Origin of the sequence: Nesterenkonia sp. LB17 (genome assembly GCF_022565915.1) — a bacterium.
Lineage (GTDB): Bacteria > Actinomycetota > Actinomycetes > Actinomycetales > Micrococcaceae > Nesterenkonia.
Map to the genome: position 1 here is coordinate 706,018 of NZ_JAJOYX010000002.1, position 11,827 is coordinate 717,844.

General features: G+C 68.1%; 8 protein-coding genes and 1 tRNA gene. 5 read left to right on the forward strand and 4 right to left on the reverse strand.

The genetic code is table 11. The features are described from left to right. Positions 1 to 131: 131 nt before the first annotated feature. Positions 132 to 653: a hypothetical protein gene (locus tag LTH96_RS06925; protein ID WP_241464983.1), complete on the reverse strand. Its 522-nt coding sequence runs from the start codon at positions 651 to 653 to the stop codon at positions 132 to 134. 87 nt (positions 654 to 740) lie between these two features. Here LTH96_RS06925 and bcp point away from each other — a divergent pair, with 87 nt between their 5' ends. The 5 genes from bcp (at position 741) to LTH96_RS06950 (ending at position 6,041) form a co-directional block, all read left to right on the forward strand. Further along, entirely contained in the window at positions 741 to 1,208 is a 468-nt protein-coding gene (bcp, locus tag LTH96_RS06930) for a thioredoxin-dependent thiol peroxidase (RefSeq protein ID WP_241464984.1), read from the forward strand. A 151-nt stretch (positions 1,209 to 1,359) separates the two neighbouring features. After that, a tRNA-Leu gene (locus LTH96_RS06935) sits at positions 1,360 to 1,443 on the forward strand. Positions 1,444 to 1,972: 529 nt separating this feature from the next. Then, on the forward strand, positions 1,973 to 3,619 hold the full coding sequence (locus LTH96_RS06940) for an ABC transporter substrate-binding protein (RefSeq protein WP_241464985.1): 1,647 nt from the start codon (positions 1,973 to 1,975) through the stop codon (positions 3,617 to 3,619). Between the two features lie 118 nt (positions 3,620 to 3,737). Next, positions 3,738 to 5,249 (forward strand): malate:quinone oxidoreductase, encoded by a 1,512-nt coding sequence (locus tag LTH96_RS06945; protein WP_241464986.1) that lies wholly within the window; start codon positions 3,738 to 3,740, stop codon positions 5,247 to 5,249. Between the two features lie 3 nt (positions 5,250 to 5,252). Further along, entirely contained in the window at positions 5,253 to 6,041 is a 789-nt protein-coding gene (locus LTH96_RS06950; protein WP_241464987.1) for an alpha/beta fold hydrolase, read from the forward strand. A gap of 9 nt (positions 6,042 to 6,050) precedes the next feature. Here LTH96_RS06950 and LTH96_RS06955 read toward each other — a convergent pair whose 3' ends face one another. The 3 genes from LTH96_RS06955 to LTH96_RS06965 are packed head-to-tail and all read right to left on the reverse strand — an operon-like array spanning position 6,051 to position 11,811. Next, entirely contained in the window at positions 6,051 to 7,427 is a 1,377-nt protein-coding gene (locus LTH96_RS06955) for a hypothetical protein (protein ID WP_241464988.1), read from the reverse strand. Then, the gene (locus LTH96_RS06960) at positions 7,424 to 10,597 is read right to left on the reverse strand and encodes an AAA family ATPase (protein ID WP_241464989.1); all 3,174 of its coding nucleotides are present in this window, start codon (positions 10,595 to 10,597) and stop codon (positions 7,424 to 7,426) included. The genes LTH96_RS06955 and LTH96_RS06960 overlap by 4 nt, the downstream gene beginning before the upstream one ends. Then, complete coding sequence (locus LTH96_RS06965) at positions 10,594 to 11,811, reverse strand: exonuclease SbcCD subunit D (protein ID WP_241464990.1); 1,218 nt, start codon at positions 11,809 to 11,811, stop codon at positions 10,594 to 10,596. Before LTH96_RS06965 ends, LTH96_RS06960 begins: the two co-directional genes overlap by 4 nt. Between the last annotated feature and the right edge of the window lie 16 nt (positions 11,812 to 11,827).

Here is an 11,827-nt window from a genome sequence, read left to right on the forward strand (position 1 = left end):
TCGGAAAGCTCCTATCCGGAGTCGGGCGCGGGCATTGTCGGCGGAGATCTCGGGAACTCCCCCGGTCTCGGAAGCCTCGGCGCCGTGCTAGACGCTCACCGCGCCCTCACCGCAGCGTCGACCCGGAACCGTCAGGCCGCGTTCATCCGCTCGACGACGTCCATGAAGTAGTCGATGAACTCGTAGAAGTCTTCCACGTCCCGTCCCTGATGCAGCGCGATCTCCGGGAACTGATCGAAGCTCACCTCCTCATGGAGGTCAAGCTTCATCCGTCGTCCGGTGGAAAGGGTCACCTCCACGAAATTGTCCTGAGACGCCATCCCGGCGAGGTTCGTGAGGTTCACCAGGGTGGGGATGGCGGCCGCAGCACGTCCCGGTTCTTCACCCTGCTGCAACGACTGCACCCGGCACAGCGCGTCGTCGAGATCCACTGGACAGAGCACGATCTCGACAGGCTCGCGGCGGTAGCCCACCAGCAGCAGAGACCCGCCCCAGGCACGGGCGGCGCCGATCTTCGCAGGGGCTCCCAGACGGTCCACCGTGCAGAGGATGTTGTAGGACCCGAAGTTCATCACCGAGGCGTCGAAGCTTGCGCGCAGGGCGTCGACCAGGTGCTGCTCCGGCTGGCTGCGCTCGGTGAGGATGACCATCACTGCCTCTACTCTCGCGGGGGCTTGGTCGATCTATTCTACGGATAGGGTGGTTTCGGCGCATCAGCCATATCCGTTGAAAGGACTTCGATGAGCATTCGACTTGAGACCGGCGACGTCGCTCCCAGCTTCATCCTGCCGGCTGCCGGCGGGGATTCGGTGAGTCTGGACCAGCTGCGCGGACAGAAGGTCATCCTCTATTTCTATCCCAAGGCCTCCACCCCTGGATGCACCACCCAGGCCTGCGACTTCCGTGACTCACTGGACTCCCTCGCCGCCTCGGGCTATACGGTGCTGGGAATCTCCCCGGACCCGGTCTCGGCTCTGGACAAGTTCACCGACGAACAGTGCTTGAGCTTCCCGCTCCTCGCCGACGAGGACCACGCGGTGGCGGAGTCCTATGGCGCCTGGGGTGAGAAGAAGAACTACGGTCGCGTCATCGAGGGCCTGATCCGCTCCACGATCGTGCTCGACGAGGACGGCAAGGTCACGCTCGCCCAGTACAACGTCAAAGCCACCGGCCATGTCGCACGCCTGCGCGAGAAGCTCGCAGCATGAGCCCTTCGGCGCAGTTCTGACCCGAGTCCCGACCTGCGCCAGATGGCGGGCGTCGCACTCGCGGCCCGCACCCTGCCCGGGTTCGGGCCCGGCTCTCCTGTAGACTGAAATGTCGCCGCGGGGAGGTCAAAGCACTCCCCCAGCGACATCTGCGGGCGTGGCGGAATTGGTAGACGCGCTGGATTTAGGATCCAGTGTCTTAGACGTGGGGGTTCAAGTCCCCCCGCCCGCACCATTTCAATCTGCTCCCGCGGCGAATCTGACCAGCACCGTCGGTGATGCGTTGGAGATCTGCCGCGGTGAAGAAGCCCAGCGGCACCACCACGTCCTGGATATCGGGGCATGATCCTCGCCCGACTGCGGGTGACCAGCCGCAGAAGACCCGATTTCCGCAGAGCGGCGATCAACCGGGTGAACCGGGCGTCTGACCAGGCCGTGTAGTAGCCGACCCCTCCAGCCCTGAACCGGTCCAGCAGGACCTCGCGTTCATCGCAGCGCATCAGTCGCACAGTCACCGCCCGCTCACCGAAATGCATGCGCCGGGGCCTGCTGAATCCCGGCTTCAGCCCCTCCCGCGTGGCGACTTCGCGGGCCCGCAGCGCCGCGCAGGTCTGCCGGCCCAGTGCGCCGGAGGAGCCGATCACCAGGATCTTCCCCATGGGTCGATCAGGGCGCACGGATGGGTGACGCGGAAGGGGCTCAGGTAGTCTGAACGGCGACCAGCGGGCATCCCGCAGGTCCTGCCCCGATCGAGAGGACGCGAGATGCATTCACCCATGCAGCGCCGTCGCTTTCTCGGGGCGCTCGGCCTGGCGGGCACTGCCGGTGCCCTGCAGTGGCCGGCTTCGGCGTTCACCCCCGGCTCCGCAATGCAGGCCCGCGCCACCGAAGTCCCCGAGGTGAACGAGCCGCGCGGCGTCGTCCTCTCGGGCGTCTCCTCCGTGGAGTCGATGGACCCTGCGCTGTCGGTGGACACCGAGACCGCGCGGGTCTGCCGGCAGGTCTTTGAGACCCTCGTCGGGATCGACGGCGAGACCGGCGCCACCGCTCCGCTGCTGGCTACGGACTGGGAGGCCAGCGACGACGGGTTGACCTATACCTTCACCCTGCGCGAGGACGTGCTCTTCCACGACGGCAGCGAACTGACCGCCGAGGTGGTGGTCGCGAACTTCCGGCGCTGGGGCCGGATGAATGAGCTGCTCGGCTCCGATGCCCCGGCGCGGACCACGCTGGCCTTCGAGTCGCTCTTCGGCGGGTTCTTCGACGACGAAGACTGCCTGCTGGAATCGGTGGAGGCGGCCGGGGAGTTCACAGTGGAGCTCACCCTGTCCGAGCAGCTGGTGTTCCTCCCGCAGGCGCTGGCGATGCCTGCCTTCGGGATCGCCTCCGCCGAGGTGCTCTCCGACGCTGATCCGGAGCGGCTCGCCCGCGAACCCCGCGGCACCGGGGCGTACCGGCTTCTCAGCGTGGACCCCGAGGAGGTGGTGCTCCAGGCGTTCGAGGACTACTGGGACGGCGAGCCCCCTGCCGAACGGGTGGTGGTGCGCACCCTGCCCCGTTCCTTCGATCGGCTGCGTGAGCTGCAGCGCGGCAAGGTCGATGTCTATGACTACATCACGGCGGACAATCTTCGCTCTCTGGTGCAGTCGGGCCGGCTGATCCTGCAGCGGGACCCCTTCTCGGTCCTCTACCTCGGGTTCAACCAGGATCACCCGGTGATGGGGGATGTTCAGGTGCGCGAGGCGGCGGCTCGCGCCATCAACCTCAACACCCTGGTCGAGTCCTTCTTCCTGGAGGGCAGCCGGCCCGCCTACCAGTTCACCCCGGCGGCGCTGGGGGTCCACTCGGAGCAGGCCACACGCTATGGCTACAACGTCGAGGAGGCCCAGGAGCTGCTGGCGGACACCGGATATGACGGTGAGCCGCTGCGCTTCTACTACCCGATGAACGCGACTCGCAGCTACTTTCCCCGTCCCGAGGCGGTGTTCGCCTCGATCGCCCGCGACCTGACGGCGGTAGGGTTCAACATCACTCCCCGACCGGTGTCTTGGGACGACGGGTACGTGGATTCGCTGCTCGATGATGACGATCGAGCCATGCACCTGTTGGGACGCAACGGCGGCTACCGGTCGCCGCACTCCTTCTTCGGTCCGCTCTTCTCGCACCAGACGTCCGAGTTCAACTACGACTCCGCCGAGGTCCGCGAGCTGATCCAGGACGCGCGCAGCGAGGATGACGAGCAGTCACGCAATGACATATATAGGGAGATCGCCGACATCGTCGCAGAGGACCTGCCAGCGCTGCCACTGGTGCACCCGATCTCCGGAGTGGCGCTGGGCCGGGGCGTCGCGGACTATCCGATGTCCCCGGTGCTGCATGAGCTCTTCAAGGACATCACTCCGGCCGATTAGCCCCCGCCCCTGGGCGGCGGCGGATTTCCCGGGCCTGCGCGGGCGCAGGTAGAGTCGATTCAAGGACAACGCGTACCACCCCCGGGTCTCATCAGGGGGAACACTCAAGGAGAATTCTGTGGCCAAGTCATCGTCGACAAGCGCTCAGCAGTCCAGTGAAGGACAGAAGTTCGACGTCGTGCTCATCGGCGCCGGGATCATGTCCACCACTCTCGGCGCCATGCTCAAGGAGCTGGAGCCGAACTGGTCCATCGGGCTGTTCGAAGCGCTGGACCAGGCGGGCCAGGAGTCCTCCGATCCATGGAACAACGCCGGCACCGGCCACGCAGCGCTGTGCGAGCTCAACTACACCCCGCGCGGGGCGGACGGCAAGGTCTCCACCGCGAAGGCCCAAGGCATCAACGAGCAGTTCACCGTCTCCAAGCAGCTGTACTCGCACTGGGTCAAAGAGGGCACGATCGGTTCGCCGCGCACGTTCATCAACGGACTGCCGCACATCAGCTTCGTCTGGGGCGACAAGAACGCCCAGTACCTGCAGGACCGCTACGATGCGATGAAGGCCCAGCCGCTCTTCTCCGACATCGTGCACACCGAGGACCACGCGGAGATCGCCGAATGGGCCCCGCTGCTGATCGAGGGACGTGATCCCTCCCAGCGGATCGCCGCCTCGAAGTTCGACAGCGGCACCGATGTCGACTTCGGCTCACTCACGCGTCAGCTGGCAACACATCTGGACAGCAGCGGCGCGGACCTGCACTACGGCCACGAGGTGCAGTCGATCAAGCGCGGGGTCGACGGCCGCTGGGACATCAAGGTCAAGGACAAGGCCACCGGAGACCGCAGCGTGGCCAGTGCCCGCTTCGTCTTCGTCGGCGCCGGCGGCGGCGCGCTGGGACTCCTCCAGGGCGCCGGCATCGACGAGATCAAGGGCTTCGGAGGCTTCCCCGTCTCCGGGAAGTTCCTGCGCAGCACCGACCCTGCAGTCGCCGCGCAGCACCACGCCAAGGTCTACGGCCTGGCCTCGGTGGGCGCACCGCCGATGTCGGTGCCGCACCTGGACACCCGATTCGTCGAAGGCCGACGCACGCTGATGTTCGGCCCCTATGCCGGGTTCTCCACAAACTTCCTCAAGAGCGGCTCCTTCATGGACCTGCCGCTCTCGGTCCGCCCGCACAACCTGCTGCCGATGCTGCAGGTGGGCAAGGACAACACCGATCTGGTGACCTATCTGGTCAAGGAGGTCACCAAGTCCTCCCGCTCGAAGTTCGAAGAGCTGCACGCCTTCTTCCCCAGCGCCGGCTCGGATGCCTGGGAGATGATCACTGCCGGACAGCGCGTGCAGGTGATGAAGAAGAACGACAAGGGCAAGGGCGTGCTGCAGTTCGGCACCGAGCTGATCTCTGCCCGGGACGGCTCCATCGCCGGCCTGCTCGGCGCCTCCCCCGGCGCCTCCACCGCGCCGTCGATCATGTTCTCGCTGCTCGAGCGGTGCTTCGGCGCGCAGATGGACCGCTGGCGTCCGAAGCTGGAACAGATGGTCCCCTCCTTCGGCCGGGCGCTCAACGAGAACCCCGCGCTGCTCTCCGAGGTCACAGCTGACACCGTCGCGACACTGCAGCTGCAGCCCTGATCCATGGCGCGCCTAGAGTTTCCGGCCCCGGAGTCTGTGCGGACCCCGGCAGGGCTGACGCTGCACACCTGGACCCATGCAGACCCGACCGGGCCCCCGGTGCTGCTCATCCACGGCTTCGCCAGCAGCACGCTCTACAACTGGGTGAAGACCGGCTGGCTCGATCCGCTGGCGGGGACTGGGCGCAGCATCATCGCCGTCGACCTGCCCGGTCACGGCGCGTCTCAGGACCTCAACCCAGTGGACGTCCGGGTGCGGGACATCCTCTCCGATCTCGGCTCGCACCTGCAGGAGCAGGGGCACGAGACGGTCGCCGTCCACGGGTACTCGCTGGGATCCCGTCTCGCCTGGGAGTTCAGCGCCGCCCACCCCGAGATGGTCACGCACCTGATCATGGGCGGCTCCCCCACCGATGATCGCCTCGGTGCGCTGAAGGCCAAGCAGGCCCGGCTCTGGGTGCAGGAGGGCGTGCGACCCGTCGACGACCTGACGCGGAATCTGGTGACCCTGGCCGGCGCCCTGCCAGGAGCGAATGTGCCCCATACCGTGGAGCTGCTGCTGAGCCTCTCGGTGGACCCCTACGACCCCGCCGCGGCCGTGCCGCCGGTGCCGACACTGGTGGTGGCCGGTTCAAGAGACGAGATCGCCGCGGAGGCCGCCTCCCTGGTGCCGCTGGTGACCGCCCAGGGCGCCGTCGCCGCGTTCGTCCAGATCCCCGAGCGCGATCACATCAATGCGGTGACCTCGCGGGACTATAAGGCGGCTGTCCTCAGCTTCCTGCAGGCCGGCTGAGGTCAGCGTTCAGTCCGGGCGGCCTGCAGCCGCCGGGTGCTCGACGCGGGACCCGGGGCTGCCCCAGAGCTGTCCCGAGAAGACCACGACAGCGGCCACCACGCTTCCCGCAGTGACCACCGCGGCCGAGGCGCCGGTGCCGAGCTCATCGGCGGCGACCCCTGCCAGGGTGAGGCCGAGTGCGAGCCCCAGCAGCATTCCCCCGGCGACGGCGGTGAGTGCGGTCGGCACCCGATGAGCCGGCACGCCGATCGCCAGACCGGCATAGAGTCCGAGCACCAGCCGTCCCAGCACCGCTGACTGCAGCACGGCGATGATGCTGAGCAGCAGCAGCGACGTCAGCCCCTCGGGCAGCCACACGGCCAGCGGCAGCAGGAGCAGACTCAGCACGAACAGAGTCGTGGCATGCAGCCTCCGTCGCCTCAGCATCAGCGGTGCGGTGAAGCTCGAGCGCCTCCAGCGTGCGCAGACCACCCCCGCGGCGGCCATCAGTCCCAGCGTGACCGCGAAGAGACTGGGCCGGAACAGGGTCTGGGCGGCGTCCAGCACCGTGATCCAGAGTCCGCCCAGCACCAGTCCCATGGTGGCGACCAGGACGATCGCTGCGCTGATGCGCCGCGCCCAGTCGGTCGGGTGCGGCGGCCGCCGGATCTCCGGCGAGCCAAGCTCCGACTGCCCAAGCTCCGGCTCTCCCCGCTGCGCGGGCTGATCGGGAGCGAGTCCGCGCTGTTCCAGGAGCTGCTGCTGGGCGTGTTCTGCTCCTCCCAGGGGCAGTCGCGCAGTGTCTGGCGGGACCTCGGTGGGATGAGCGCGATCCACCGCGTAGAGCGGCACCGCGACCGCGGTGAGCACCGCTGAGCTGAGCAGGCCCACGGTGGGCCCGAAGCTGAAGCTCAGCAGAGCCAGCAGCAACGGCGCTGTGATCAGTGCAGCGTCATCGAGCCGGGCTTCCGCGCGCAGTCTCTGGCGCACCGAGAACCCTCCTGACCGGGTCGAGCTGACCGCCCGGCTGAAGGTGGCCGCCGCAGGGGTGCTCAGACCCGCGCCGAGCGTGAAGACCAGGAGCAGCGCATAGATCGTCGCATTGGAGGTGAGCGTGTCGCCCCGGGTGAGTCGTTCCACGCTGCTGACCATCAGGACCAGCATCAGCACATGCGCGATGGCGCTGCTGAGCAGGACGTTGCGCACACCGAAACGCTCGGCTCCTGCGATGGCCGCGGGGGCGGAGATCGAGATTCCGACGAGCGCTGCGGCGGTGAGGGTGGCGGTGGTGAACATCGATCCGGTGCTGGCCGCCGATGCCGCCATGACACCCACGGGCAGCATCGGGCCAGGCATTCGGGCCGCCAGTGCGACCGTCTTGTTCATCGTGGACCAGCGGCTCATGGGATGACCATCTCGGTGGTGGATCCGGTGCGGTGCCGGTGGATGCGCAGCTGGGTCGGGATGACTCGGTGCATCTCGGTCACGTGGCTGACCAGTCCCACCCGGCGGCCCTCACCCTGCAGCCGGTGCAGCGCGCTCATGACGTGTTCCAGCGTGTCCTCGTCCAGCGAGCCGAATCCTTCATCGATGAACAGGGACTCCATGCCGATCCCGCCCGACTCGGCCTGGACCACCTCGGCGAGCCCCAGCGCCATCGAGAGCGAGGCCATGAAGGTCTCGCCGCCTGAGAGCGAGGAGGTGGGCCGCTCGACGTCGCTGTGGTCGTCGTGGACCTTCAGCTCCAGCCCGCGCAGTCCGCGCCCGCCCGCCTCGTCGCTGTGACGCAGCCGGTACCTGCCCTCGGACATCGTGGCCAGGTGACGGGTCGCCGCCTCCGCCACACGCTCGAGGCGGGCGGCCAGCACGTAGGTGGTCAGCGTCATCTTCAGCGAGTTCTCCGGTCCGGCACCATTGATGGTCGCAGCCAGCTCGCTTCGCATGCGCTGCGCACCCAGCGCCGCGTCACGATGCCGCAGCGCCGTCAGAAGCTTGGCGCTCATGTCCTCGACGGCCTCACGCTGCGCGTCGAAGCGGAGCAGAACCGCCGTGGCGTCCCGTGCGGCCTGCGCGGCGGATGCGCTGAGCTCGGCTGCGGCGTGCAGCTCCTCGGCTCCGGGCCGGATCTGACCTTCATCATGGCGACGCCTGCCGGCCTGGATGTCGTCCTGCGCGGACTCATAGTCGAGCTGTGTCTTGAGCTCATCCCAGGTCTGCACGGTCGAAAGGTGGCCGTCCAGAACATGCTCAGGCAGCTGCGCGGCCTGAAGCTCCGCTGCGTCGGCGAACTCTGAGCTCGCAAGCTGGGCGGCGGCCCCGGTCTGGGCCCGATCGCGGTGGGACTGCTGGACAGCGGCGGCCTCGATCCGCGCCTGCGCATCGCGCAGCCCCTGCAGCACTCGCTCGAGCGCCTCACGGCGCAGCTGCAGGGAGTCGTAGGGGCCCCGAAGCCCCTCCAGCGCCGATGCGAGTTCGCTCGCCTGTGTCCGCTGCTGCGTGAGCGTGGCCTGTGCCCGTTCAGCACTGTGCCGTGCCTCGGCATGCCGGGCCTGGACGCGCTGTCGCTCGGCAACGTCGGCGTCCAGACGCTCGCGCAGCTCGCGCTGATCCGATCTGCGCTGTTCGGCGTGGATGAGAGATCCACGCGCCTGCGCCAGGTCGGCCTCGGTGCGCTCGATGTCGATCTCCGCATGTTCCGCAAGCTCAACGAGCACCGCGTCGTGCTGTTCGGTGACGCTTCGACGTTGGATCGCAGCTTCACGGAGCTCATCCCGGGCGTTCTGCAGCAGCTGCTGCGTCTGTTCCACCTCCTCCCGGGTGACGTCAGGATCCTCGTCCACCGCCGGATGGGGGTGATCGGTGGATCCACACACCAGACAGGGCATGCCGTCCTCGAGCTCGCCGGCGAGCTGTAGAGCCATGTTGCGCAGGTAGCTCTGAAGCCGCTGTTCGTGCTCACGCTTCATCTCAGCGTGGGCGCGTTCGCGCTCTTCCTGCTTGTCGCCCCAGCTCGCGCATCGGGCGGCGAGTGCATCCCGGGTGCGCTGGGCCTGCACGCGGGTCGCGAGCAGCTCAGCATCGGCGCGGGCCGCGTCTCTGGCGGCTTCGAGCTCTTCCGGATCCTCCAGCTGCTGCTGCAGCGCCTGCTGCGCGGCGCCCAGGCTCTCCTGCTGCACTGCCAGGTCCTCGGCCTCGGCCTGGGCCTGCTCGTGCTGCTGCTGGATCTCGGCCGCAGCCTGGAGCAGCTGGTCGAGCCGAGTCTCCAGCTCATCGGTGTCAGATCCTGAGAGCCGAGCGCGCAGCGCGATCAGCTCCTCGATGGCCGCACCGACCTCAGCGGGGGCGGGTTCCTGGTCCAGGGTGGTCAGCACACGGGGAGCGGCGACATCGGGCTGGCGTGCGGCGAACCCAGCCAAGGTCGACTCGGCCTCCTGGGTCACCTTCGAGGCGGCCGCAACGGCGGCCCGATGTTCCTGGGACGCGTCGGCGGCGGCGTCGAACCAGGTCTGGATCAGCTGCGCCGCCTCATGCCGACGCAGCTGCGCTCGAAGCGCCGTCACGTCCTCGCGCTGCTTCTCGTGCGCCGCGTGCCGTGCTGCATGGTCGGTGAAGCGGCGCAGGGTCTCCTCACGGACGCGCAGCTCCTCCTGCACGGCCGAGGCGTCTTGTGCCGCGGAGTCGGCAGCCTCGGCCCCCCGGCGCAGCTGGGCGAGCCGGGTCGTGATGGCCCGATCCACACGCTCGCTCAGCTCCACCTCGCTGAGCTCCGTGAGCTCCGCCTCCTGCAGGGCTGGCAGCGCCTCGGGCTCGTCGCGCTCTGCGGGACTGCCCCGTCCAGCGGCACCCGGCTCAGCGGCACTCAGCTCAGCAGGACCCGGCTCGGCATCGGCAGGCGCGGGGAGCATCGCCAGCGCGGCCTGGGTGAGGTTCTCGCGGTGCATCGCGATCCTGGTGTCGCTGTCTTTGAGCTGCTGCTCGGCCTCCCGGGCCATCTCCCGAAGGTGCTTCTCCAGCAGGGTGAACCGGTCGGTGTCGAAGAGCCGCTCGAGGAGGTCCTGCTTGTCCTTGCTGCTGGCGTGCAGGAAATGCGCGAAGGCGCCCTGAGGCAGCAGGATGACCTTGGTGAACTGGTTCAGGTCCAGTCCGAGCATCCGCTGCATCTCATCATTGGCCGCCTGGATGCCGGAGGTGTAGGGCACCCAGGCGCCGTCCTGGAAGAATTCGACGACGACGCGCTGCCCGACCTCACGCTGGCGGCTCGCGTCGCGCTTCTGCGGGCGGCCGTGATGCGGTGAGCGCCAGACCCGGCAGCGGCGCCCGCCCTGGGTGAACTCCAGCGTCACCGACGGCTCACTCTCGGCAGGCGCGTGGGTGCTCTTGAGCTGGGTCTTGTCGCGCTGTCCGGGGACGTCGCCATAGAGCGCGAAGGTCACCGCATCGAGGATCGAGGTCTTGCCCGCACCGGTGCGCCCACGCAGCAGGAACAGCCCGTCGGCGCCGAGCCGGTCGAAGTCGACCAGTTCCGTGCCGGCGAAGGGACCGAAGGCATGCAGGGTGAGCTGGTGAAGCTTCACGGCCGCACCGCCTGGACACTCTGCGTGATCAGCTGGGTCTCGTCAGCACTGGGTCCGCGTCCCCCGCGCACATGCTCCAGGAAGCCTTCGATGACTTCGGCGTCGGTGCGCGCCTGCTCCACCTTCGCCGAATAGGTCCGGTGCGGGGTGTCCTGACGTCCTGTGTGGGCGAACGAGGCCATATACGGGTACACCTCCTGGAGACGCTGGAAGGCGCGCGCCGGCCGGATCGGGTCGGTGAGCTTGACCTGGACATAGGCCTCCTGATGCTTCTCCACCGTCGATGGGCTCAGCAGCTCCTCGAGGGTCGATTCCAGCTGCGCCAGCGGCCGGCCGATCTGCCAGTCCAGCGGCTGAGCCGGCTCCCCCGAATGTGAGTCCCAGAGCCACGCCCCCTTGGCCTGGCGGGTCTCGGAGAACGACAGACGCAGCGGCGACCCGCTGTAGCGGACGGTCTCGGACAACCGCTGACGCCCATGCAGATGCCCCAGTGCCACGTAGTCGAAGCCCTCGAAGATCTCCAGCGGCACCACGGCCAGCCCGCCGATGCTGTCTTGATGGTGTGTGGGCTGGTCCCCCGCGGCGACGTCCACCCCGATATTGCGCTCCGAGTCCGAGGCCGCTCCAGCGGCGGCGAAGAGGTGTGCCATGAGCACCACCTTCAGCTCAGCGCTGGAATCCTGATCCCCGGCGTTCTGCGCGGCGGCCTCACGGCGCTGGCCCACGTCCTCCCAGATCCTTCCGATCACCTCCGCGGTGACGCCGGTGTGATGTCCGCGGTCCAGCCCGAGGCTCGGCGCAAAAAGCTGCGGCTCCAGGTAGGGAATGCCGTAGACCAGGGTGGTGCCCCCGCTGGGCTCCGGGACCACCACCGGGGTCCATGCGTCGCTCAGCGCACTGCGGATGTGAACGCCGGAGCCGCGCATCAGCCCGCGCCCGAATCCCAGGCGCTGGGCGGAATCGTGGTTGCCGGGCGTGATGATCACCTGGGTTCCGCCGTCGGTCAGGCGCTGCAGCGTCTCCTCCAGCGCGACGACCGCCCATTCGGGGGGAAGCGCACGGTCATAGACGTCTCCGGCGATCAGCACCACGTCCACCTGATGCTCGGTCACGGCGGCGCAGACCGTCTCGAGCATCTGCTCCTGCTCGTCGCGCAGGGAATGTCCGTGGAAGCCGCGACCGAGGTGCCAGTCCGAAGTGTGTAGCCAGCGCATGCCACCACGCTATCGG

Coding starts and splice junctions, on each gene's coding strand:
- bcp (WP_241464984.1), top strand. CDS start 741: ATGAGCATTCGACTTGAGACCGGCGACGTCGCTCCCAGCTTCATCCTG.
- LTH96_RS06940 (WP_241464985.1), top strand. CDS start 1,973: ATGCATTCACCCATGCAGCGCCGTCGCTTTCTCGGGGCGCTCGGCCTG.
- LTH96_RS06950 (WP_241464987.1), top strand. CDS start 5,253: ATGGCGCGCCTAGAGTTTCCGGCCCCGGAGTCTGTGCGGACCCCGGCA.
- LTH96_RS06955 (WP_241464988.1), bottom strand. CDS start 7,427: ATGAGCCGCTGGTCCACGATGAACAAGACGGTCGCACTGGCGGCCCGA.
- LTH96_RS06965 (WP_241464990.1), bottom strand. CDS start 11,811: ATGCGCTGGCTACACACTTCGGACTGGCACCTCGGTCGCGGCTTCCAC.